Genomic DNA, 23,254 nt, shown 5'->3' on the forward strand with positions numbered 1-23,254 from the left:
TTATTTACCTCGCTTTTGTCCAATTGTTTTTGAATTTCCTTCCACTAGCTCGCCATCATGCCATATTTTTTGGACAGGCTTGCCAGGAATTTCCCTTGTCCATTTTTTATACGTTTTTTCATCACGATAAGATAATAACGTCAATACTTCACCATCTGCTCCGGCACGACCTGTACGGCCAGAACGATGCAAATATTGCTCAATTGTTCTTGGGACATCGACATGAATAACATGTGTTAAACCTGCAATATCTAAACCACGTGCAGCAATATCTGTAGCAATTAAAATACGCGCATCTCCTTTACGGAATGCATCTAACGCCTTTTTACGTTCTTCTTTTTTCATGTCAGAGTGTAATGTTACTATCGGTGCCGAACGGTATTGTAATTTCGTTTCTTTCATCAGCAATTGATCGATATTGTTGACGAAAGCTAATGCACGTAATCCTTCTGTATGCGATAGTCGGCGTAGGAAATCGGTTTTATCTCGCTCCTCAACTTTCACGAAAGAGTGCACAACTTTACCAACCTTTAACATATCTTCAGGTTTAATCTTGAAGCGTACTGGCTCGAACATCATACGACTAGCCACTAATTCAATTTCTTCCGTAATTGTTGCTGAAACAACAACTACTTGTCGCCCAAATGCTGAATTTTCGATAAAGGATTTTACGACAACACGATATTCACGACTTAGTAACTGATCGCACTCATCTAAAATAACTGTTTCAATTTCTTTTAGCTTTAATTTCCCAGCGCGTGCTAATTCGTTTAATCGGCCTGGTGTTCCTACAACAATCGTCGGTTTTTTCTTTAACTTTTCGATTTGACGTGCAGAGTTTGCGCCACCAATTAGTTGTTGAACCGTAATATCAGAACCTGCTGTCCATTCACGGATAACCTCTACAATTTGCATTGCTAGTTCCTGTGATGGGGCTACGATAAGTCCTTGTGTTTGTTTTTTTGAGCCGTTTACTTTATTTAGTAAAGGAAGTACATACGCTAAAGTCTTCCCCGACCCTGTTGGTGATTCGGCTACAATATCATTGCCCTCAAGCATTGCTGGAATCATTTCGTCTTGAATTTTCATCGGCTCTTCAAATTTCCATTTTGCTTGTAAATCTTCATTTAATAAATTTATTACTGACATGTAATTTCCCACCTTCTATCTGCTTGACATTAGTTTAACACACTAATCATTTTCCTACTTCATATGTACGTAAACCATTGTATAATCGTTTCAATAATCTACCCTAAGTACAATGCGCTAAAGTACTCGTTTACAACCGGCTCGAGGGATCAAAGCGACCTTAGGGATGTTGCGCTTTAGCCTAGACGAAAACTATGTCTTTGGTGATCCTAACAATAAAAAAATCTGCTCGATTTATGCACGGGATTTGTAAGCCTTCAAGCCCTCACAGACATTTGAGCTGCTTTGAAGGTTTACGGCTTACCCACAAAAATGCGAGCAGATTTTTATTTGGTTAATTCAATTGTTAATCTACTATTTCATAGCCACATGCTAAAATAGCACGTTCTGCTAAAACAATTAACGAGTCGATATATTTATCACTTAACTTTAAATCTCGATTGACGATAGATAATTCTGTACATCCTAACACGATACGATCACAATTAAGTGCAAGCATTGCCTCTTCTATCGGCAACCAATCCTCCTGAGAGACATCCTTTCCAGCCTTTACATAATCGTAAATAATAGACATGACTTTTTCTTTCATTATATCGTCTGGGACAACTGGTGTAATGCCATATTCCTCTAAAGCATCTTGATACATGCGTGAAGTTAATGTGCCTGTTGTCGCTAAAATACCGACACGCTCTGCCCCTAAATCATAGGCACGCTTTGCAGTTTCACGAATCATATGTAATACGGGAACGGGAGAGCCTTCAATGATCTCGTCATAAAAGGTATGTGCCGTATTACATGGAATAGCAATCACATCTGCCCCAACAGAAGCAAGTTTTTTTGCATCTGTAACTATCACTGGAACTGGATTTTCCTTTGTATTATCTAAAATAAAAGCAGTACGATCAGGGATATTCGTATCGTTATCGATAATTGTATGTAGATGCTCCTGATCCTTCGTTGCCTTCGTACGTCTTACAATCATTTCTCCGATAAACATCGTTGCAAGTGGACCAACGCCACCAATTATACCTAAAGTTTGTTTTTTCATTAGTTTGACAGACCTTTGTTGTTAAAATATTTCTTATATTGGCGATAAAAGCTTAAATTATCTAGCGTTATATTCAACCAACGCTTCGCATTCATATCCTTATAATTAAAGATGGAATCCGTAGCCATTCCTTGGCGAATAAGACTTTTCGCTTCAATCACAAGCTGTTCATTTTGTACATATTTAAAGAGGACACCATTCGGCACAATTGTCCAAAGATGCTTGTTCTGAACATAAGTTAGCTGTTGCTTGCTTCCGCGGATAAAATCATCCGCAACATATTGCATTAAATTATAGCCACTTGCTGTCACATAATAATTTGAAAGCTCATTATGTAATTCAATACTTAATAGCTTATATTGACCGTCACGTTCATCATACTTCATATCAAACGTGGCAAAGCCTTGGAATCGTATTTCCTCTAAAATCAATTTCACGCGGTCCATTAAGTCTTTATCGTATGCTGTCATTATGGCTACATAGCGCCCAATCCCCTCTGGAGAATGCTCCTCTAAAATAGGGTTACCTACAGATAGCAGCTTTACCTTACTATCTTGCCCAACATAAGCATTTACGACACACATATGAGCATCTTCGCCAGGAATATATTGCTGTACCATTAAGTCATCTCGGTATGCCGATTCCTTATAAATAGCATGGAAAATAGCATCCTTTTCGTCGTTATCTTTTGCAATATACACTTTTTTCTTGCCTGGAAAAATACATGTAGCATACTTTGTCATATTCAAAGGTTTAATGACAACTGGGTATTCAAAAGGGATGTCAAATTCCTCGTAATCATTAACGGTGCAAACATGCGTTGCCGGATAGTGAAAGCCGAACTTCGCACAAAGTTCATACATACTCTCACGCGTTAAAAGCTCGTTAGCAAGGTTTGCATCCACATAAGGAACGACAAAATACTGAGCTAGCTCCTCTTTATGTTGCACAATTTTTTTTACATAAAATTCATCGCAGGCTAATAACAGTAGCTTTTTATCTGCAAATTCCTCTGCAATTGCCTTTAAAGCAACGACAAAACGTTCTTCAATATGGAGTCTTGGTACTTCACGAAATGTTAATAAATCACTCTGTTGTATTTTTTCCATATTTATATGATTTAATGCAAGTGGTTTAACGCCATAGGATTCGTAAAATGCTCTTGCCATACCGTAAGCATTCATTTCATCTCCTAATAAAATCGGTAAAAAAGCGTGCTCAATGGCCATTCTACTCAACTCACTTTAGCTTTTTTAGGCTCTCACCATAACGCGGGGTTGATTTCTGTTCCGACTGAGCGCTTTCCTGGGGATTCCAAGGAGTCAACCAGCCTTCACGTCAATCAACTTATATACATGGCATACTATTTAACAAATGTCATCCCCAATTTTTGGTGATGAGCCTTTTTTTTAGTGTAACATACTTTCCTTGTACTCCTTATAACTCTCGTTGAAGTCATTTATGAACTGCTACAGCTTGTTTACCTAACTCTCGATAGCTTTTAAAGAATTGATCCACATTATAAGTAACAAAGCCTTTTAATGGGTCCATGACAACTACTTTATCACCTAAATGCCCAGTTAAGACAACAGCATGCAAGTTCATATACGCGGCACGTGGCTCTGTTTCACCTTCATATATCCAGCCCCTAGCCGAACTTGGTTTTGATGCTGATAAATCCAATGTCACCCATGTCACAACTGGTACTCCCTCTCGGACAAGCTGTAAAATTTCGTCCTGTGAGGCATTGCTCATATTTGTGACACGTAAATCTGCCTGTTTATCGGCTATTACTGCTTCTGCCGCCTTTACAATCGGAGCTGCAAAGACATACATACCGTGTGCTTTATCACGAGGATTACCTGCAAAAGCCTGTGCTGGATTTGGACCAAAACGTTGTCCGTCTACCGTACGTATATCTTGCTTTGGTAAATAGTTATCAGCCATTTCAAGCTTCGTAACATTCATACCATAATAATTTAATACAGCTGTCAACGATGTAATTTCACAGCCATGCGGTAGTTCAGGATTTTGCATAACCACTGGTACATCTAGCTCCTGCTCGTCCCTTGAAAAATGTGTTTGCAATCGATAATATGGCTTCGTCGCATCATACGTAAAATGTTCGATTGTCGTATAGCCATCATTTTTCGTACTATTTTCAAGCGTAGTTGCAGCAATAGCATATTCCCGACCCTCTATAAGTTTCGAAAATTTTGCTTCGCCCTCTTCTGAACCAACCGCATCCTCCACTACTTCACCTGACTTTATATCTGTGGCAGTTATGTAAAGGTTAGGAATTGGTGCACCACTATTAAACTCTACCGTTAACACAGTTAATTCACTCTTTTGCCTTTGCTGTGAAAACTGATTGCAACTCGAAAGTAGCATGATTATCATAATACCTATTAGTAAAAGGCGTTTATACCCCGTCCACAAGACAAATTCCGCTCCTATCTTGTTTGAAGACAAAACTTCAATTCTATTATTTCAATTTGTCGTAGACTCTATTATACGCTAATTTCATAGACGTTCCTATTTTAATGAATTCACCCTTTATATGTGAGGTCGTAGCCCTATTCATTGGCTCTAAATAACGCTCATTCAAGGTTTTACTAGTTTTGCTACTTTCGAGTTTCACCAAACATTTTACACGTTCAATTTAGCGCGTGCTTACTTTTGGACGCAATGTATGTTTCAAAACTTTACCCGATGCATTACGTGGCAATTCTACTAAAAATTCAATTTCATGTGGCACTTTATATTTCGCAAGCTGAGTCCGACAATAAGCCAATATTGCCTCTTCATCGAGGGACTTTCCTTCCTTCAAGACGACAAACGCTTTCGGAACTTCACCATATACTTCATGTGGTAAACCTACAACTGCTGCTTCTAAAATTTCTGGTAACTGATATAAAACCTCTTCTACCTCGATAGGATAAATATTTTCGCCACCACGAATGATCATATCCTTTTTACGATCTACAATATAGAGATAGCCTTCTTCATCAAAACGCCCTAAATCTCCTGAATAAAGCCAGCCGTCTTTAATTGCTCTCGCTGTTTCTTCAGGATTGCGTAAATAGCCTTTCATCACCTGTGGTCCTCTAACACAAATTTCTCCTACCCCACCTGCTGGCACAGATTCACCATAGCTATCGACAACACGTACGTTTGTCTGTGTTAATGGTTTTCCCACTGAGCCAATCTTTGTCAATGCATCAGCATCTAAAAGGGAAGTTGCCGCAGGAGAATTTTCAGTTTGTCCATACAGGTTTTGTACTTTCACATTAGGGAATGTCTCTTTCACTTGCTTCACAAGCTCATAAGGCATCGGTGCTGCCCCGTAACATAATAAACGTAAATTTTTAAATGCATGTTCCTTAAAGTTAGGTGTATTTAAAATAATTGTATACATTGACGGAACACCAAAGAAAATTGTCGCAGCTGTTGAGGCAAGCTGTTCTAATGTATTTGTCGGAGAAAAAGCCTCTTCTATCACAACAGTACCACCTTTATAAAACATCGGCATCGCAAATACATGAAGCCCTGCACAATGAAATAAAGGCGTACAAATAAACATTCTATCCTCATTGGTCATATCCATAGATGACGACCATATATCCGCAGTTGATACGATATTTTGGTGAGTTAGCATAACTCCTTTTGGTTTACCGGTCGTACCAGAAGTATACATAACAACTGCTGTATCATGAGGTTCCAATTTGACAGCTTTTCTTTGACCTGTATAGTTCACAATTACCTCTTTCATTTCTTTAAACCCTACAATATGTTGAAACGGATATGAAATATTTGCAAGTACATCTTCTAATCTCTCATCATAAATAAGTCCTTTAGCTTCTGAATGATTAAAAATAAATTCGACCTCTGGAGCTGCTAATTTTGTATTAATAGGCATGACAACATAGCCCGCTAACTGTACACCGATATAAGCAATTAAAAATAAATCTGAATTAAGCGTGTATAATGCAATCACATCATCTTTTTCAAAACCTTGCTCTTGTAAGTACGCTGCAAAATTTTCTACACGTTTATAAAAATCGCTATAGCTCATCTTTTTTCCATCGTATAACGTTGCAACTCCTTTTGGTTGTTGTATAGCGTATTTTTGAACAATTTCTGTCATTAACATCGTCATCAAAAGCCCCCCAAATTTTTAATTATTCCTAACCTTGATACCGTGTAGACAAACTATTAATCTAATTATAAATTTCAGAAAATTACAATTATATTTTATCAAGCTATAAAAAAGTTAGCAATTTTTCTACACATTCAAAAATATGACAAATCCATAACAAAATATACTTAGACATTTGGTTCATCATCATAACGTGTAGTTGATTTCCGTTCCGACTGGGGGTGTCCGTTGAGCCGCTGATCCTCAAGGAGTCGCCCAGCCTCCACTCCAATCAACTAATATACAGGGCATATATTTAAAAAATGTCATCCACAACTTTTGGTGATGAACCAGACATTTTACTTTTCTATCAATTTCTGTTAGGTGTATGATGTTTGTACAATTATTTTTAGGAAAGGTCTGGTTAAAATGCTGTACGCACTTTTAGGAGATTTACATTCTAATTTAGAAGATACTAAGGCAGTTCTAGCCCATATTCAGCAAACTGCGAAAGAGGCAAGGGTATTGGGATTAGGTGATTTATATGAATGTACTGTAAGTAAGAAAAAGGCACAAACAATGTCGGGTTTACCGCTACAAAAAGCTGCGATAGTGGAAAATGATTTTGAAAACTTACTAACATTCCCCTCTATTCGTGGTAATCAGGAGGAGCGTATTACACATGTAACTGGCATCGAACGTTTTACAGAGCTGCCTGAAACAATGGAGATTGATGGTGCAACACTTATGCATGGACATCAATTTCAATGGAATGTGACATGGCAGCCTACATTTCCGCCATTCAAAAAATCGCTTCTTTTCTTCGGACATAGTCATGAATCTGGTCTTTATCATCGCAATAAAAAGTTACCTATTCGTATTCGCTTTGGCCAACCAATCGCATTACAAGAAAAGCAGTACGGCATTAATGTTGGTTCAGTTGTCAATCACCGTGAGTGGTGTCTCTATGATAGTGATAAACGAACAGTAACATTTATGTGTGCTCCTTCTGTTGAGAAGGCTAGTGTTTAAAGCTTACTTGCGAAAGAAAAAAGGCTTCCTGATTAAAGGAAGCTCGTTCCTGCGGGGCTTTCAGCGCAAGTTCATCCCGCAAAAGTCGCCACTCTCCGTGAAAAATCAACGATCATCATTAGTTTAAGAGCCCATTTAGTACTCTTGATCGACAATTTTCCACTTCACTGATATACATCTTATTCAAAAAAAAACGCTAAAATCGACCTCGATTCTAGCGTTTTTTCATTTCGCAAATGTCCTTTGTAACAAAGCATGGGACAAATTAGCAATTTTCGCAATCCTTTAAAGCATCCAGTAATTTTTCCATTTCACAAATACGATCGCACATAGTTTGAATCATATTTCGAAGGATCGGTATTAATTCTTGGCAAATACAGAACCTTAAAACGTTTTGCGCTAGTCGAACTCCTCCCTGATGATGAACAATCATCTCTCGAAGATAGTTTATATTAATGTTATTGGAAACTGGTGGTAAACTCATAGCTTTGAACATTGCTTCGGTAATTTCTTTAAATGCACACATATATTCGTATAATTCATATTCCGAATTTTGCACGATACAGCATCTATTTTGTATCGCTTCTAGACATTCAACGGTTTCTGTACTTGTTGCTATTATTTCTAATGCGAGATTTTGCACGGGTATATTAGTTGTGTATCGTAAAACATTTTCTGACATTTTAATTGCAGCTACTTGATGCGGTATTATTTGCTTAATAAAATTTTCTGAAACACTACATGTAATGGTCACATAGGTCATGCCCTGAATCATTTTATCGAGGATCCTTTGGTATTCCTCTAAATAAGCCTGTGTTACATTACTGAGTTCAATTGGTTTAGTCATTAGACACACTCCTTTCAGAGTAATATATGTCCGATAGGTTGTTGTGCGGTAGACAATTGTACCAACCGATCTCTATTGTTTCGTAAGAGTAATTGAAGTATTTTTAAGGCCAAAACGATTAATCTTTTTTATATGTATCTAAGCACTTTTGACAAATACATTGCTCTTGGGGTACTTTTTCAAAAATTTTCTCAGGAAAGCTTTCTGTCATACACCAGCAATCCTTTTGCCCTTTTACTAGCCCACAATGATTTTCTTGTCCACATAACGGACAACATTTTTCCTCCATTCGTACACCTCCTTCATATACTTTATATTGTAAAATAAAGTGACGACATAATCAGGCTTTTACGGGATAAAAATAGAGGAGTACCTAATTTTAATGTGGTACCCAAGTCAAGGACAAACTAAAAAAAGAAATTAAGCAGCTAAGAGATGGTTTCTGTATTGTACAGGAGCCATCCTTTTTAGATTCCATTGATAACGATAATTATTGTAATAGACCATGTAGTGATTGATTTTGGCTTTTAGTTCCTCAAGTGTCTTCAAGGAGCTAAAGTCTACTTCGTCTTTAAAATGACCGAAAAACGATTCCTGTGGCGCATTGTCCCAACAGTTTCCTCGGCGTGACATCGATTGACCTAAGCCATGTTTTTTTAAGAGCGTTTGATAGCGTGGGCTTGTATAGTGAACCCCTTGATCTGAATGGATAAAGGCCTCTGAATGAAGCTGAACGCGCTTATTACTGATCAATTTTTTAATCGTTTCCGTAGCGATTTCGAGCGTGATTCGATCTGAGACATGGTACGCTAAAATTTCGTTCGTCGAGGCATCTTTTATCGTCGACAAATAAGCCATACACTTTCCGTTATATGGCACATAGCTGATGTCCGTTAATAATACTTTCCCAGGGATACCTTGCTTAAATTCACGATTTAATTTATTTGGCACAACACGATGTTCCTTCGTTGCTTTCGCCATTTGTTTATATGGATTCGGTTTACGATGCGGGCAGACAATCCCGAACTTGCGCATAATACGCTGGATTTTTTTCGGCTCATCACACATTGAAAAATCCTGCTCGAGTGTCATTTTTAATCGAACGAGAGCCTTTCTTATAACCACGACGATCAAAGGCTTTTTAAAAATCAAATCGCGTGCCTTTAAATCCTTCTGTTCTCTCAAGGCTCGCGCATCACTCGCCTGTAAATAGCTATAATAGCCTGAACGAGAAACCTTTAAGAGGTTACAAAAATACGTCACCATCCGTTCAAATGGAAACTGAGTGAGCGTATCTGAAATGAGTTGAAAGACCTTATTTGTGCTTAGTTTTTGGCTGTCGTTTAGCAGCCCCCTTTCTGTCGCTTCGAGCTTTTTTAGTAAATCTACTTGCCCCTCCAATAGTTGAATGCGTGCAGCTTGTCTTTCAATGACTTCTGCGGCTGTTAATTCGCGTTTAATTGGTCTACCTGATCCAGATTTGCGTGTATCCGTTAAGCCAATTAAGCCGTTCTTTTCATACGCTTTACGCCAACGAAAGGCTGATTGTTCAATACGTTTGATCCCAATTATCTCTTCATCAAAGCCATATTCCTTAAAAATTTGTCTCGGTGTTTTCCCTGCGAAGTATTCATCAATGAATTGACTCTTAAATGTATCTGTATAGGTAATCGTACGTTCGCTAACCTGTTGTACGTTTGGATTTTTTTGAAGTTGTAGTATCTGTTTTGGTGAAAATATAATTTTACTCATAGTAGCCCCTAGTTCGTCCTTTAATCTTAAAAGTCTAGTATATAAAAAATACCCGCAGTTAGCACACTCTTTTTCAAGTGTCCTAACTACAGGTACCATATTATTTCATACTCCTCCCAAATTGCTTATTGTTTTTTCCCACGAATCTGTTGCTTTACTTCTTCCGTGTCTGTATCACTATATACTTTTGTACCTACCCCACCATTTTGGGCTAGCAGTTTTTTCACTTCATTATAAGATAAACCGGCCTCTACATTTTTTCTTTTTACTTCATTAATATCTGTTCCAGCAGAAGTAAACTGAGCTTCATTATGGTCAGTCATGCAAATCCCTACCTTCTATAATTCATCAGGCTGCATTTCGATTAATTCATCGCCTTCTCTTTTCACTTTTTTATTAAGCTCTTTAATCGGTATAGCATCCACTGTTTGCATATCTTCATGTAAATCGAAAAGACTAATAGTATCTGATTCGACCATATCTGGTTTGTTCTTGCTAGCTAAATTCATAAATATTTTTTTCTCATGCGGTACGTTTTCTATGTCCATCATTTCACCCTCCTTTATCTATAGCGTGTGCAATGTTGGACAAATTATGTGCCTTTCGTTTTCGCACTTTTATCGATGCGGTGATATTCAGATATTTGAATGACCCGAACATTTCTTGTATGCAGCTCATGATACATCCCTCTACTATCTGTAAAGGATATATACTGATCTCGTTCGCTTCGAACTAATGCCTCTGCTTTTTCCTGTGAATCAATATGAATAAATCTTCTAACATAATGCATTTCATCAAAGAAATAAGTAATTTTAAATTCTTTCATTATAAATAGCTCCTCGATTACTGGATATGGTTATTTACTGCTTATCATATCCAACTAACTGCAGTTGCTATCCTTATGAAAATATTAAAGGTTTTTTCTATATCTTCGGCATAATCTGTATTAAAGCAAAACAATTATTTCATTGGAGGTGAAGATTTTGATTCATACAGTTAAAGCAGGCGAAACCTTGTCTCAAATAGCTAGAAATTATCGTACGCCGTTATCGTCAATAATTGCTGCAAATCCTGGGATAGATCCGAATGTACTTTATATTGGTCAACAAATTGTTATACCTGGGTTTCCTAACCCAAATACAATCCCTTATAGAATAGATATTTCTACTGAAAATCGATGGCTACGGTTATATAAGGATAATATTCTTCAAAAGCAATACCCGATTGCAGTTGGTAGGATGCTACATGGTACACCTACTGGCAATTTTATAATTATTAATAAGGCTCCAAATCCTGGTGGTCCGTTTGGGACAATGTGGATGAGTTTATCTAAAGAGCATTACGGTATTCACGGAACTAATAATCCTAGCTCAATCGGTCATGCTGTTTCACGAGGCTGTATTCGCATGCATAATCAAGATGTCGAAGAGCTTGCAAGCATTGTCCCAATCGGCACTGGAGTTTTTATTCATCCTTAAAAATCAACAAGGCTATCTCATAACAAGATAGCCTCATGTTGTTGAAACATGCCAATGAAATTAAAGGTGTCATGTTAAATAAAGTATGACCCTTCGTCAAAACGAGGGGGTGATTTCCGTTCCGGCTGGGCGCTTTGTAGCTGCCGCTTTGCTTTCGCTACAGAAAACATTTGTTGTTGTTGTTGCTGTCGCTTCGCTTTCGCACAGATAAAACATTGTTGCTGTCGCTTCGCTTTCGCACAGAGCAAAGCTTCCTGGGGGCGTCCGATGAGCCGCTTTTGTCGCTGCCGCTACGTTGCACTACGCTTTCGCGCAGAAAACATCCGCTTCGCTGCAGGGTCTCAGGCCAACAGATGTTTTTTGCGCGAAAGCCACCGAGGTTGGTCACGAAGGCGTTATCACAGGATGTGATGCTTTTAGCCTTCGTTCCTCTATTGCTGATCCCCAAGGAGTCACCCAGCCTCCACTCCAATCAACCAATTCACATAGTGTTTGTTTTTCAACACTCTTAAAATAACCTCTTAGTGCAAATTAACCTTCACCTCTAGATTGTGCAAGCTTCGATAAATAGTATTGCTCCTCTCTTAGCATATGATCTGCCATTGGAGCTGTGAATGTTCCTAATACTTCAGCACTTAACTCCATTTCTTCTAATTCACGTAAAAAGATTTTAAATAATTTCATCTCTATTTCTACATCTTGGTTAAAGCGATTCAATGCGGGGAATGCGTCTATATTTGAACGCAAATATCCAGTAAGCTCTACCGCTTTTAAATAAAATTGTTCAAAATGTTGGGCAAAGGTCGTACTTTTTTGCCTCAATCTTCTTTCTACTCCATCTAAATCGTCATGAATGATCCCTGCATGTCCTGATGCATCTAAAAGCCAGACTAAGTGATGATGTAGCTCATGAAAGATTGGCGGGACTTCGCCTTTCTTTAAGTAGTTAAGAACATTTTGATATTCCTCTAATTCATTCACCATATGGTTGACAAAGGAAGGCGGTAGATGAATATTAATATTTCCTGTTAATTGACGTCTGAGGATAAGAAATTTAAATTGCTTGAACTGTTCCACAGACTCGTCAACAGTAAGTGAAAAGGAAACTGCATTAGAAGCATCAAGCGAATTAACATAGGCAAGAAGCTGAGAAAATTGATGAATAAATGAGCTCGCTCTTTTAATATCCTCTTTCTCCGATGGATACAATGAATCATGAATAAATTGTCCGTGATCTCTTAATATCCCTAGCCAAAACCTATGTTCAAATACTGCATGCTGAACGTAATTCGACAAACAGTCACATCTCCTTTGTTCTATACGATTCCTCTATTCTATTCTTCTTGAAAATCTAATATTAATGTTCGGGTGAAAATTCAATCTCCCACTGTCTTTTCGTATAGGATGAAACGCTTAAAGCTATACTACATAATGCTGAAGCAACGAAACAAATTCAAATTTCATTTAAAGGTGCATCTATAGTAGTTGACCTTAAAAATTAGGAGGGGATATGCTTGTCCACAAAAGACAATACATTATCTATTTTCGCCTTAGGTGGCATTAATGAGATTGGCAAAAATATGTATGGAGTGCAGTATGCAAACGATATTATAATTATCGACTGTGGTGCTAAGTTTCCAGACGAAAGCTTACTAGGTATTGATTTAATAATCCCTGATATTACGTACTTACAAGAAAATAAAGAAAAGATTAGAGCCTTAATTGTGACACATGGACATGAGGATCATATTGGTGGAATTCCTTATCTATTAAAAAAAATAAATGTTCCGGTTTATGCGACGCGTTTTACGCTTGGCTTAATCGAGTTAAAGCTAAAAGAGCATAAGCTTTTAAGAGAGACCGATTTAATAGAAATTCATTCCGATTCATCATTAAATTTCGGACAAGCTGATGTTAGTTTCTTTAGAACGAGCCATAGTATACCTGATTGCTTGGGGATCGTTATTAATACACCTGAAGGAAATATAGTGCACACTGGCGATTTTAAATTTGATTTAACGCCTGTAAATAATCAATTTGCAGATATTCATAAGATGTCTGAAATAGGATCAAAAGGCGTACTGGTGCTTATCTCTGAAAGTACGAATGCTGAACGACCTGGGTTAACTCCATCAGAGCAGCTTGTCGGTAATCATATTGAGGATGCATTTTTACATGCCGAACGCAAAATCGTTATCTCCACTTTTGCTTCTAATGTTAATCGCATACAACAAATTGTAAATGCAGCGATTGCTACAAATAGAAAGCTTGCATTACTTGGGCGTAGTATGGTGAATGTTGTAGATGTGGCACTTGAGCGAGGATATTTAGACGTTCCAGAGGACATGTTAATTGATGCTCGTGAGGTTAAATATCTCCCACCTGAAGAAATTGTTGTACTCTGTACGGGTAGTCAGGGTGAGCCATTAGCTGCACTCTCTCGCCTAGCAAATGGCAACCATCGCGAAGTAAAAATTTTGCCTGATGACACAGTTATTTTTGCCTCATCGCCTATTCCAGGGAATGAGAAGAGTGTTTCACGAATCGTTAACAACTTATTCCAACTAGGTGCAAAGGTTATTTATGGCTCCTCCAGCCACACAGGTATGCATGTTTCAGGACATGGTTATCAGGAAGATTTAAAACTAATGCTTACACTAATGAAACCCAAATTTTTCATTCCGATTCATGGTGAATTTCGTATGTTACATCAACATCGTTTGCTAGCTGAGTCCGTTGGTGTCATAAGAGGACATACGTTTATTGTGAAAAATGGGGATGTTGTTGATATTGAAAATGCAATGGCTAGACAAACACGTAAAATTCCATCAGGTGATACGTATGTCGACGGTATTGGTATCGGTGAAGTCGAAGGAATTGTCTTACGCGATCGCAAACAGCTTTCAGAAGACGGTATGCTTGTCATCGTTTTAACACTAAATAAGGTAGAAGGTTCCCTTATTTCAGAACCTGATACAATTTCACGAGGCTTTGTTTATGCCAAAGACTTTGAGGACCTTTTGAACAAAGTAAATATTCTCGTCAAAGAAACCGTAAATGAGCTCCAGGAAGAAGGTAAGCAGCAAATACATGTCTTAAAAAGAGAGATCAAAAGAGCTGTCGGCCAATATCTTTTTTCACAAACAAAAAGAAAACCAATGATTTTACCTATAATTATCGAAATTTAAAAAAGTCGGTGTGAGGGATTTTTCCCCTTACACCGACTAAATTCATTGTATCTCGCCTTAACTACCCGTAAAATCAGTGAGGATGAAGAAAACCCCTCTGATTAAAGTTTCACTTTATGGATTGCTCAATCTTCTTTAAAAGTCCTGGCTCTTGTATTTCTTTATAGAGCTCACCCTTGGAAAATTTTATGAAGCATAACATTGTAAAGATACTGAACCTGATCAAATCCATGATGTAAATTTTTCGAGTGATTTTCTATCTGCATCGAAAAATTGTCAAAATGCTGTGGTAGCCCCTCTACCGCTGTCATCAATGACTCTTTATTTTTTAATAAAAGCTGAATCGTATTTAAAAGTCTTACCATTTTAAGTTGGATATCAATCATCGGAACATCAATGGGTATATGGTGCAAATGATGCCATTCTTTATACCATTTGAGAAAGTGAAATAAATAATCACTTAAAATAATTGTTTCATTTGGAATAATAGCCACGACATCATTTGCAACACATACTTCATTTTCACATTGATATATATATTTATTTGTTTCCCTCAATTTAGCTTTAGTAAGAATGATGGTTTTAGCCGGTACTGGTGCATACTTAAAATCTTTTTTAAATGTAATATTAATCTTTGGTATTTGTTCAATATCACCATTTAGCATTAACTGTTTTAAATATTTTGCTGTAATTAAGGGTAATCCGACATTTGTAAAATTCTTCTTCATCGGTACTATTTTCCCCTTTTCTATTTTAGCAACTTCATCTAATCGATAACGCTTTACCATGCCTGAATCCTCCATCCTTAACTTAGTTATATATACTCTAAAACAAGCCACTGACGAATCATCAACACTGTTTTCCATAAGCCTTTTCTCTTAAAAAAACTTCCCACTAATAATTGTACCATTTTACAGTAACATTATCCCTATTATACCACTATAATAGTATAGGCATTTTTAATGTTTTTCACTAGCTTTTTACATAGAGGTGAATCATATGTCAGACTTTTTAAAGCTAGTAGGTGAACAACTCCGTATTATTAGGGTATCCAAGGGGCTTAGTCAGGAAGAAGTGGCAGAAAGAACAGGGAAGTTAGGTTTTAGTAAAGGACGAATCTCAAATATTGAGCATGGGCAATCTAATATCACATTGAGCACTTTAGAAACGCTGATAAAAGCATTAGACATTGCCCCTGAGGAGGTTTTTAACTTTCAAAAATTATCTGGTGTTACTGATATTGAAGAAAAGAACCTTGTGCTTGACATACATCGATCAGTATTAAGGGAGCGCAATTTAGACGAGGTAAAATACGTAGTACGTATTACGAAGGATTTTTTAGATACTATTGATTCACAATCAAAGAAAAACAGCTCCAATAATCAATGACGTTGGAGCTGTTTTGACAGCCAGCTAGAAAATATTTTTCGATAATTCTTGATACACTGCCAGTTGTATTGATTAACCATTTTTTATCCATCCTAATTAATTAGAAGTCTGATTCCCGCTACGGGCTACTCGCTTTCCTGCGGGAAGCTTTGCTCTGCGACGAAAGCGAAGCGACAGGAGCACTTGAGTAGCCCTACGCCAATCAGTTAAAAATGGCAATATATTTGTCAAAATAGCAATAAAAAAATCCTTTTATCGCTCAATAATAAACCTATTTTTTCCTAATCAACACAGCTAATACACTGCTTTAATACGATTAATCTCCACCTCCATATGGCATATGTTTTAACAAATGTCTATGATGAGCCTATTTTATAATGGTGGCATGTCATTGTTTTGACCATAAAAAAATCCATTTAGTCTAAAACCAAATGGATCTGTCTATTACATTCCAAATTTTTGACGATAGCCGCATTTTCTACATAACTCTTCGACTGCTTCTCTGCGTGAAAATCCGTCGACAATATTATTTGCACGTTCTCCTTGAACAATGTCTGTGAAAGATTTCTCATTCACATTCCCCAAATTAATAACGCCCTCACCATCAAGACAGCAAGGCACTACTGTACCATCCACTAAAATAGCTGCCTGGCTTCGCAGTGCATGGCAAAAGCCTTTGCCTTCATCCTCAGGCTCAAGCAAGCTCGGCCATCTAAATTCATGATCCTGATTTAAATAAATATTATTAGCAATCTTTACACCTTTACCGGGCTGCACTTTTTCTTCGATACGATAATCAAGATTATATTCATTTTCTAGAATTTCGAGCGTTTCACGATTTCTCCGTGCCGCAATATCCGATACTTGATCCCTTTGTAAATTCCATAAACGATATGAAATAATCGTATTATAATCTTTTGAATCACGCACAAAATCTAATATATCCCCTAAGTATTTCTCACGATTTTCCGATCCCTCATGACCGTCGAAACTATGCAATGAAAAATTGATTTGGCGTAAGGCTGGTTTCCCTAGTATCTTTTCACGATTCTTTTTGATCAGTGTACCGTTCGTTGTAATATTAACTTTAAAACCCTTTTCATGTGCTGCGTCAAGCAGCTGATCAATACGCGGGTGTAAAAGCGGCTCTCCTTTTACATGCAAATAAATATATTTCGTATGAGGACGTATTTCATCCAATATTTTATTAAATTGTTCTACTTTAATAAGTCCCTTTGCACGAGCAGTTGGCGGACAAAAGCTACATGCTAAATTACAGACACTCGTTATTTCTATATAAACCTTTTTAAATGTTCTCAACGTTAATTCACCGTTCCAGTTCTTCATATATTCAAATCCTATTCATTTTAACAAATTTTACGATAAGGAACAGTTTTTCAGTCTCCTTCCCCTCACATTATTTATACATCTTAGGGCTACATGAACAAGTAAGCTTGAGAAAGATTAATAACTTAATAGTAATGGTGAAAATTATGCCTGATAATGAACCTTCAAAGGATCCATCTAAAAATCATATTACCATCAATCTTACTATTAATATTGGCAATAAAGAAATCCATTTTGAACAACGGGCTGAAGATAGGGAACAAATCAATAAGGATGTAGGTACTAATGCCAACCAAGGCGGTCAAAATGCACTAAACGGCAGTCATACTAGAAACGTAAATTCTCAATTCGCAGATGGAAACGGCAGAAGCGGTATTGCTGGTGAGGTTGAAAATGAGTCCTCTCCATTGTTAGATGAAAATAAAAACGACTAAAGTTTTTGGGCTCATCGAACGCCCCCAGGAAGCTTTGCTCTGTGCGAATGCGACAGCAACAACAACAACAAATGTTTTCTGTAGCGAAAGCAAAGCGGCAGCTACAAAGCGCCCAGTCGGAGCGGAAATCAACCCCACGTTATGGCGATAGGCCTTTATTTGAAACAGCAAAAAACTTCTATCTGTAAAAATATTTCATACCAACAGATAGAAGTTTTTTGTTTTGTTATCCACCAAGGAATCACGCCTCACACATTGCGTTTATAATTTTTTGTACCATCATATGAATAAAGCAATGGCTTTCCATCTACATATGTTTCTAAATGCACAGGACGACCCCATAGCTGATAAATATATGGCAAAACGTTTTCTAAATAGTGTGGATCGAGCTCCATTCCTTCAAAACCATGCACTAAATAGAGCTCTCCGTTGCGAAGGTAATCCCCATTTTTAACAACGATATATGGGAATCCCCCGTTAACACGCATCGATACGAGCTGATCTCGTACCATTTCATAATCCTTATCTGTAATACGGTATTCATTGCCCTTTTTCTGGAACAAATAAAGATCCTCTTGCTTCGCTAAATCCTTCGTTAAGTAGTTGCGGATAAAGGAGATATCCGACTCTACCTCTCTTACCTCATACATTTTCTCTCGGCCTGAGTTCGGTTGAACACCTAGCTTTCTCATCTCTTCTGTTGGATGATTATAGCGGTTTTCAATATCCTCAAAAATTTTCACGCCAAGGTAATAAGGATTAATGGTTGTTTTTGAAGGCTGCACAACACCTGCATTTAATTTCGCAAATTCAATCGTCTCCGCTGTTGTTAGCTTAAGCTCACGCATTATACGTTGATGCCAAAAAGAAGCCCAGCCTTCATTCATAATTTTCGTCTCTAATTGTGGCCAAAAATAAAGCATTTCCTCACGCATCATCGTTAATATATCTCTCTGCCAGTCCTCCAATTCTCGACTGTGCTCCTCTAAAAATAGCAATAAATCTTTTTCTGGCTTTGGCGGGAAGTTCTTTATTTTTCGCCTTATCGATTTATACTCTTTTTCCTTATCATCTAAACTCCATAGATCATCATACGGTGATTTCGCTGGAAGAATGTCTTCTTCAAGTTCCTCCGTATTCCAAGGCAATTTTGGTCGTAAAAGTGATGGATCGATATGCTCCTGAATCGCTAATACCGCATCTAAAAACTGTTCGACCTCATCCTTTCCATATTCCCTTTCGTAGCCGGCTATCCGTTCAGCTGTTGCAGTCATGCTCTCAACCATATCTCTTCGAGTATTGGAGAAGCGTACATTATTTTTAAAGAAATCGCAGTGCGCCAATACATGCGCAATAATTAATTTATTTTGTGTTAACGTATTTGTATCGAGTAAAAATGCATAGCATGGATTTGAGTTAATCACTAGCTCATAAATTTGGCTTAGTCCTAAATCATATTGAAGCTTCATTTTATGAAATTGTTTCCCGAAGCTCCAATGCGAAAATCGAGTAGGCATGCCATATGCGCCAAACGTATAAATAATATCCGCTGGACAAATTTCATAGCGCATTGGAAAGAAATCTAAGCCAAAGCTTGAAGCAATTTCTGTAATTTCATCAATCGCTCGTTGAAGCTCTTTCATCTCCATTTTTCCGCCCCCTCCTTTGAACATAATTACTTACCATGATTCAACCTCGTTACCATTTAAGATTCACTTTTTTTGAAAAAGCTCTTTAAGGCATCATAAACATCGCCTTTTTTTCTCAAAATATGATACCTAAATTTGGCGTCATCTATTTTTTTGTATGTGTACATAAGTGTAGAAAAGCGGTTATGCTGATTGACTTCACCATATCCAAACATGCTCGAAACATCCATTAGCTCTCCCACTAGCTTCAAGCATTTTTCATTATCCATTGAAATATTTTCACCATCTGAAAAATGTACTGGATAAATATTATAGCGAGAAGGATTATACTTATCCCGAATTAGTTCCAATGCTTTTATATAGGCAGATGAACAAATGGTTCCTCCACTTTCACCCTTCGTGAAAAATTCTTCTTCTGTCACTACTTTTGCCTCTGTATGATGTGCAATAAACTCAATTTCCACGGTTTCATACTTTGAACGCAAAAATTTGGTCATCCAAAAGAAGAAGCTTCTAGCGCAATATTTCTCGAAGGAGCCCATCGAGCCACTTGTATCCATCATCGCAAGAACAACTGCCTTCGATTCAGGTTTTTCCACTTCATCCCAAGTTTTAAAACGCAGATCATCATTATGAATCGGCGTAATTTCTGGTTTACCTTTCATGGCATTACGCTTTAGTGCGTTGAGGATAGTGCGCTTTTTATCGACATTCCCCATCAGACCTTTTTTTCGAATATCGTTAAACTCAATTTTTTCCGTTTTAATATCTGCTTTTTCTTTCTGTTGTAGGTTTGGTAGCTCAAGCTCATGAAATAGCACATTTTGAATTTCCTCAATGCTTACTTCAGCTTCATAATAGTCCTGGCCTGGCTTGTCACCAGCTTCCTTTCCCTTGCCATTGGCTTGATCGCCTCTACTGGCATCACGTGCAACCACATCACCTACATTACTATCTCCTTGTCCTTGCCCAACATGCTTGGAGTTATCATAGTTATATCGAATTTTATATTCATCTAGTGAACGTATAGGAATTTTAATAACCTCTCGACCATTGGACATCACAATACTTTCTTCACTAACTAAATCAGGTAAATTATTCTTGATAGCATCTTTTACTTTTTCCATATGACGTTGCTGGTCCTGGTGCCCTTTACGATGGAGGGACCAATTTTCCTGAGAGATGACAAAGCGTTTATTTTCGTTTTCAGTCATTTTTATCCTCACCCATCTATCAAATTTGCTTTTTCTATACTATGCTAGTGATTCACTTTCTTGAACTTTTTTAGAGAAATCAATTACACTTCGTTGTTACTTCACTTACGACATCCATTTCGTTTTGGCGTAATTACGTCCTTGCACTTACGTTACATAAAACATTTGTAGCTGACGCTTTGCTTTCGCTACATAAAACATTGCTGAATGAAGATAAAAGGAGTGCCCTAAAATGGGACACTCCTATTCACTCCTATCGATAGTCTTATTTCCACTGAATAGGTCAAAGCCTTTAACGATTTAACAGACTACCTACATATTGCAATAATTCATTAGCAGATGTTGTATTATAGCCATGTTCATCGACAAGTCTTGCTACAACCTCATTAATTTTCTTCAGCTGTGATTCATCCGGCATTTTTGAAGAAGTAGTAATTTTCACGACATCCTTGAGATCCGCAAATAATTTCTTCTGTATCGCTTCTCGTAATCTTTCATGAGAATTATAGTCAAAACGCTTTCCTTTTCGAGCATAAGCAGAAATTCGAATTAATATCTCCTCACGGAATGCCTTTTTCGCATTTTCCGAAATGCCTATTTGCTCCTCAATAGAGCGCATTAATTTTTCATCGGGATTCATTTCCTCACCAGTTAATGGATCGAAAATTTTATTTTTATTACAAAATGCTTCTACATTATCAAGATAATTATTCATCAATGTTTTTGCAGACTCTTCATACGAATACACGAAAGCCTTTTGCACTTCGTTTTTGGCAATTTCATCATACTCTCTTCGAGCAACTGCAATATAGTTCATATATTTTTCTCGATCTTCCTGAGAAATGGAAGCGTGCTGATCAAGCCCATCCTTTAGTGAACGTAGAACATCTAACGCATTAATAGATGGTATCTCTTTTCGGATAATTGCAGAAGAAATACGATTAATAATATACCGTGGATCAATACCGTTCATGCCTTCGTTTGGAAACTCTTTTTTAAGCTCCTCTAAGTCAACGGAATTAAATCCCTCCACATTTTCTCCGTCGTACAGTCGCATTTTTTTAATAAGATCCACACCTTGCTTTTTCGGTACTTCCAGTCTTGTTAGAACCGAAAAGATTGCTGCGGCCTTTAATGCATGCGGAGCAATATGAACATGTGACATATCACTTTCTTTAATCATTTTTTCGTAAATCAATTCTTCCTGACTAACTTTTAAGTTATACGGAATTGGCATGACAATAATACGTGAATGCAACGCCTCATTCTTTTTATTAGAAATAAATGAACGATACTCCGTTTCGTTTGTATGCGCAACAATTAACTCATCTGCACTAATTAATGCAAATCGGCCTGCTTTAAAGTTACCTTCCTGTGTTAAAGACAATAAATTCCACAAGAATTTTTCATCAAGCTTTAACATTTCCTGGAACTCCATCATACCTCTGTTTGCCTTATTTAGCTCACCGTCAAAGCGATAAGCACGAGGGTCAGATTCTGAACCAAATTCACCAATTGTTGAGAAATCAATACTGCCTGTTAAATCAGCAATATCCTGCGATTTTGGATCTGATGGGGTAAAGGTTCCTATACCCACACGTTTGTCTTCAGAAAAACTAATACGTTCAATCATCACATTTTCAATACGTCCATCGTATTCCTTTTCAAGACGCATTGTATTTAAAGGCGATAAGCTTCCTTCAATTCGTATACCATATTCCTCGTAAAACTCATTACGCAAATGATGTGGAATTAAATGTAGGGGATCCTCATGCATTGGACATCCCTTAATAGCGTAAACTGCGCCTTCATCTATTCGCGAAAATTGCTCAAGTCCGCGTTTCAGCAAGGTCACAATTGTCGATTTACCACCACTAACTGGTCCCATTAATAACAAAATACGTTTCCTAACATCCAATCTTCGTGCTGCTGGATGGAAATATTCCTCCACCAGTCTTTCAATTGCTGTTTCAAGCCCAAAAATTTCTTGCCCAAAAAATTTGTACATTTTTTGCCCATCGCGTTCCTCTACACCAGCACTTTTTATCATATTGTAGACGCGTGAATGGGCTGTTTGAGCAACTTCAGGTCTTTCCTTGATGATGTTTAAGTAATCTGCAAATGTTCCTTCCCACTTCAGCCGATTTTCTTCTTCGCGATAGCTTTTCACTTTATCTAAAATGTTGATAGCCTTCCCTCCATTCAGGGCTTGATTTATAACATAGTATGAAGGAAATGACATTATGATACCCAATACTTTTTCTTTGTCGAAGTTTCTTCTTATTGCCTATAATTTTTTCTGCTGAATAATGGGAATTTTATTGCCAGACAAAGGAATGAATTTAATCATTAATCATTTCGCCAGACGTTTTATTGGCTCATCACCAAAAGCTTGGGATAACATTTATTATATAGATATGCCATGTAAATAAGTTGATTGGAGTGGAGGCTGGGCGACTCCTTGGGGATCAGCGTCACAGATGAGACCCTGGAGCGAGCAACGCGAGTGAAGCGGCTCATCGGACGCCCCTGGAAAGCGCCCAGCCGGAACGGAAATCAACCCTACGTTATGTGATGAGCCGTTTTTTT

General features: G+C 37.5%; 23 protein-coding genes. 6 read left to right on the forward strand and 17 right to left on the reverse strand.

The genetic code is table 11. The features are described 5' to 3' along the window. The 5 genes from FJQ98_RS22805 to FJQ98_RS22825 form a co-directional block, all read right to left on the reverse strand. The gene (locus FJQ98_RS22805) at positions 1-1,149 is read right to left on the reverse strand and encodes a DEAD/DEAH box helicase (protein WP_053597129.1); all 1,149 of its coding nucleotides are present in this window, start codon (positions 1,147-1,149) and stop codon (positions 1-3) included. 346 nt (positions 1,150-1,495) lie between these two features. Next, positions 1,496-2,197, reverse strand: a complete 702-nt coding sequence (gene cuyB / locus FJQ98_RS22810; protein WP_053597130.1) for a cysteate racemase — start codon at positions 2,195-2,197, stop codon at positions 1,496-1,498. Further along, complete coding sequence (locus FJQ98_RS22815; RefSeq protein WP_053597131.1) at positions 2,197-3,426, reverse strand: carboxylate--amine ligase; 1,230 nt, start codon at positions 3,424-3,426, stop codon at positions 2,197-2,199. Before FJQ98_RS22815 ends, cuyB begins: the two co-directional genes overlap by 1 nt. Before the next feature lie 226 nt (positions 3,427-3,652). Beyond that, complete coding sequence (locus FJQ98_RS22820; RefSeq protein WP_053597132.1) at positions 3,653-4,636, reverse strand: C39 family peptidase; 984 nt, start codon at positions 4,634-4,636, stop codon at positions 3,653-3,655. A 223-nt stretch (positions 4,637-4,859) separates the two neighbouring features. Next, the gene (locus tag FJQ98_RS22825; RefSeq protein WP_053597133.1) at positions 4,860-6,356 is read right to left on the reverse strand and encodes a class I adenylate-forming enzyme family protein; all 1,497 of its coding nucleotides are present in this window, start codon (positions 6,354-6,356) and stop codon (positions 4,860-4,862) included. Positions 6,357-6,764: 408 nt separating this feature from the next. On the opposite strand from FJQ98_RS22825, the gene FJQ98_RS22830 reads away from it, so the two are divergent. Beyond that, positions 6,765-7,367: a metallophosphoesterase family protein gene (locus FJQ98_RS22830; protein WP_053597134.1), complete on the forward strand. Its 603-nt coding sequence runs from the start codon at positions 6,765-6,767 to the stop codon at positions 7,365-7,367. Between the two features lie 265 nt (positions 7,368-7,632). Here FJQ98_RS22830 and FJQ98_RS22835 read toward each other — a convergent pair whose 3' ends face one another. The 6 genes from FJQ98_RS22835 to FJQ98_RS22860 form a co-directional block, all read right to left on the reverse strand. Further along, positions 7,633-8,214 (reverse strand): DUF305 domain-containing protein, encoded by a 582-nt coding sequence (locus FJQ98_RS22835; protein ID WP_053597135.1) that lies wholly within the window; start codon positions 8,212-8,214, stop codon positions 7,633-7,635. A gap of 118 nt (positions 8,215-8,332) precedes the next feature. After that, complete coding sequence (locus FJQ98_RS22840) at positions 8,333-8,503, reverse strand: cysteine-rich CWC family protein (RefSeq protein ID WP_075807366.1); 171 nt, start codon at positions 8,501-8,503, stop codon at positions 8,333-8,335. 131 nt (positions 8,504-8,634) lie between these two features. After that, a complete protein-coding gene (locus tag FJQ98_RS22845; protein WP_201406551.1) occupies positions 8,635-9,966 on the reverse strand; it encodes an IS3 family transposase in 1,332 nt (443 codons plus the stop codon). Between the two features lie 125 nt (positions 9,967-10,091). Further along, complete coding sequence (locus tag FJQ98_RS22850; protein WP_053597156.1) at positions 10,092-10,289, reverse strand: hypothetical protein; 198 nt, start codon at positions 10,287-10,289, stop codon at positions 10,092-10,094. Positions 10,290-10,304: 15 nt separating this feature from the next. Then, on the reverse strand, positions 10,305-10,514 hold the full coding sequence (locus FJQ98_RS22855) for a hypothetical protein (protein ID WP_053597157.1): 210 nt from the start codon (positions 10,512-10,514) through the stop codon (positions 10,305-10,307). A gap of 44 nt (positions 10,515-10,558) precedes the next feature. Continuing rightward, positions 10,559-10,792, reverse strand: a complete 234-nt coding sequence (locus tag FJQ98_RS22860) for a hypothetical protein (RefSeq protein ID WP_053597158.1) — start codon at positions 10,790-10,792, stop codon at positions 10,559-10,561. 157 nt (positions 10,793-10,949) lie between these two features. Here FJQ98_RS22860 and FJQ98_RS22865 point away from each other — a divergent pair, with 157 nt between their 5' ends. Continuing rightward, positions 10,950-11,444 carry a L,D-transpeptidase family protein gene (locus FJQ98_RS22865; protein WP_053597159.1) on the forward strand — a complete coding sequence of 165 codons (495 nt, stop codon included), beginning with the start codon at positions 10,950-10,952 and terminating at the stop codon, positions 11,442-11,444. Between the two features lie 531 nt (positions 11,445-11,975). Here the strand turns inward: FJQ98_RS22865 and FJQ98_RS22870 are convergent. After that, positions 11,976-12,740 (reverse strand): DUF2935 domain-containing protein, encoded by a 765-nt coding sequence (locus tag FJQ98_RS22870; RefSeq protein WP_053597160.1) that lies wholly within the window; start codon positions 12,738-12,740, stop codon positions 11,976-11,978. Positions 12,741-12,958: 218 nt separating this feature from the next. Here FJQ98_RS22870 and FJQ98_RS22875 point away from each other — a divergent pair, with 218 nt between their 5' ends. Continuing rightward, entirely contained in the window at positions 12,959-14,632 is a 1,674-nt protein-coding gene (locus FJQ98_RS22875; RefSeq protein ID WP_053597161.1) for a ribonuclease J, read from the forward strand. 170 nt (positions 14,633-14,802) lie between these two features. Here FJQ98_RS22875 and FJQ98_RS22880 read toward each other — a convergent pair whose 3' ends face one another. Continuing rightward, a complete protein-coding gene (locus FJQ98_RS22880) occupies positions 14,803-15,420 on the reverse strand; it encodes a restriction endonuclease subunit S (RefSeq protein WP_053597162.1) in 618 nt (205 codons plus the stop codon). 211 nt (positions 15,421-15,631) lie between these two features. On the opposite strand from FJQ98_RS22880, the gene FJQ98_RS22885 reads away from it, so the two are divergent. Beyond that, entirely contained in the window at positions 15,632-16,021 is a 390-nt protein-coding gene (locus FJQ98_RS22885) for a helix-turn-helix domain-containing protein (protein WP_053597163.1), read from the forward strand. Between the two features lie 444 nt (positions 16,022-16,465). Here FJQ98_RS22885 and FJQ98_RS22890 read toward each other — a convergent pair whose 3' ends face one another. Beyond that, the gene (locus FJQ98_RS22890; RefSeq protein ID WP_053597215.1) at positions 16,466-17,341 is read right to left on the reverse strand and encodes a radical SAM/SPASM domain-containing protein; all 876 of its coding nucleotides are present in this window, start codon (positions 17,339-17,341) and stop codon (positions 16,466-16,468) included. 173 nt (positions 17,342-17,514) lie between these two features. Between FJQ98_RS22890 and FJQ98_RS22895 the strand changes: the two genes are divergently transcribed. Both FJQ98_RS22895 and FJQ98_RS22900 read left to right on the forward strand, forming a co-directional pair. Further along, entirely contained in the window at positions 17,515-17,802 is a 288-nt protein-coding gene (locus tag FJQ98_RS22895) for a hypothetical protein (protein WP_241774656.1), read from the forward strand. 41 nt (positions 17,803-17,843) lie between these two features. Next, a complete protein-coding gene (locus FJQ98_RS22900) occupies positions 17,844-17,990 on the forward strand; it encodes a hypothetical protein (RefSeq protein ID WP_201406552.1) in 147 nt (48 codons plus the stop codon). 60 nt (positions 17,991-18,050) lie between these two features. Here FJQ98_RS22900 and FJQ98_RS22905 read toward each other — a convergent pair whose 3' ends face one another. The 3 genes from FJQ98_RS22905 to FJQ98_RS22915 form a co-directional block, all read right to left on the reverse strand. Next, entirely contained in the window at positions 18,051-19,451 is a 1,401-nt protein-coding gene (locus FJQ98_RS22905) for a SpoVR family protein (RefSeq protein WP_053597164.1), read from the reverse strand. 56 nt (positions 19,452-19,507) lie between these two features. Further along, positions 19,508-20,665, reverse strand: coding sequence for a sporulation protein YhbH (yhbH, locus tag FJQ98_RS22910; protein WP_053597165.1), 1,158 nt, complete (start codon positions 20,663-20,665; stop codon positions 19,508-19,510). A 292-nt stretch (positions 20,666-20,957) separates the two neighbouring features. After that, positions 20,958-22,853, reverse strand: a complete 1,896-nt coding sequence (locus FJQ98_RS22915) for a PrkA family serine protein kinase (RefSeq protein ID WP_053597216.1) — start codon at positions 22,851-22,853, stop codon at positions 20,958-20,960. Between the last annotated feature and the right edge of the window lie 401 nt (positions 22,854-23,254).

Source organism: Lysinibacillus agricola (assembly GCF_016638705.1).
Taxonomy (GTDB): domain Bacteria; phylum Bacillota; class Bacilli; order Bacillales_A; family Planococcaceae; genus Lysinibacillus; species Lysinibacillus agricola.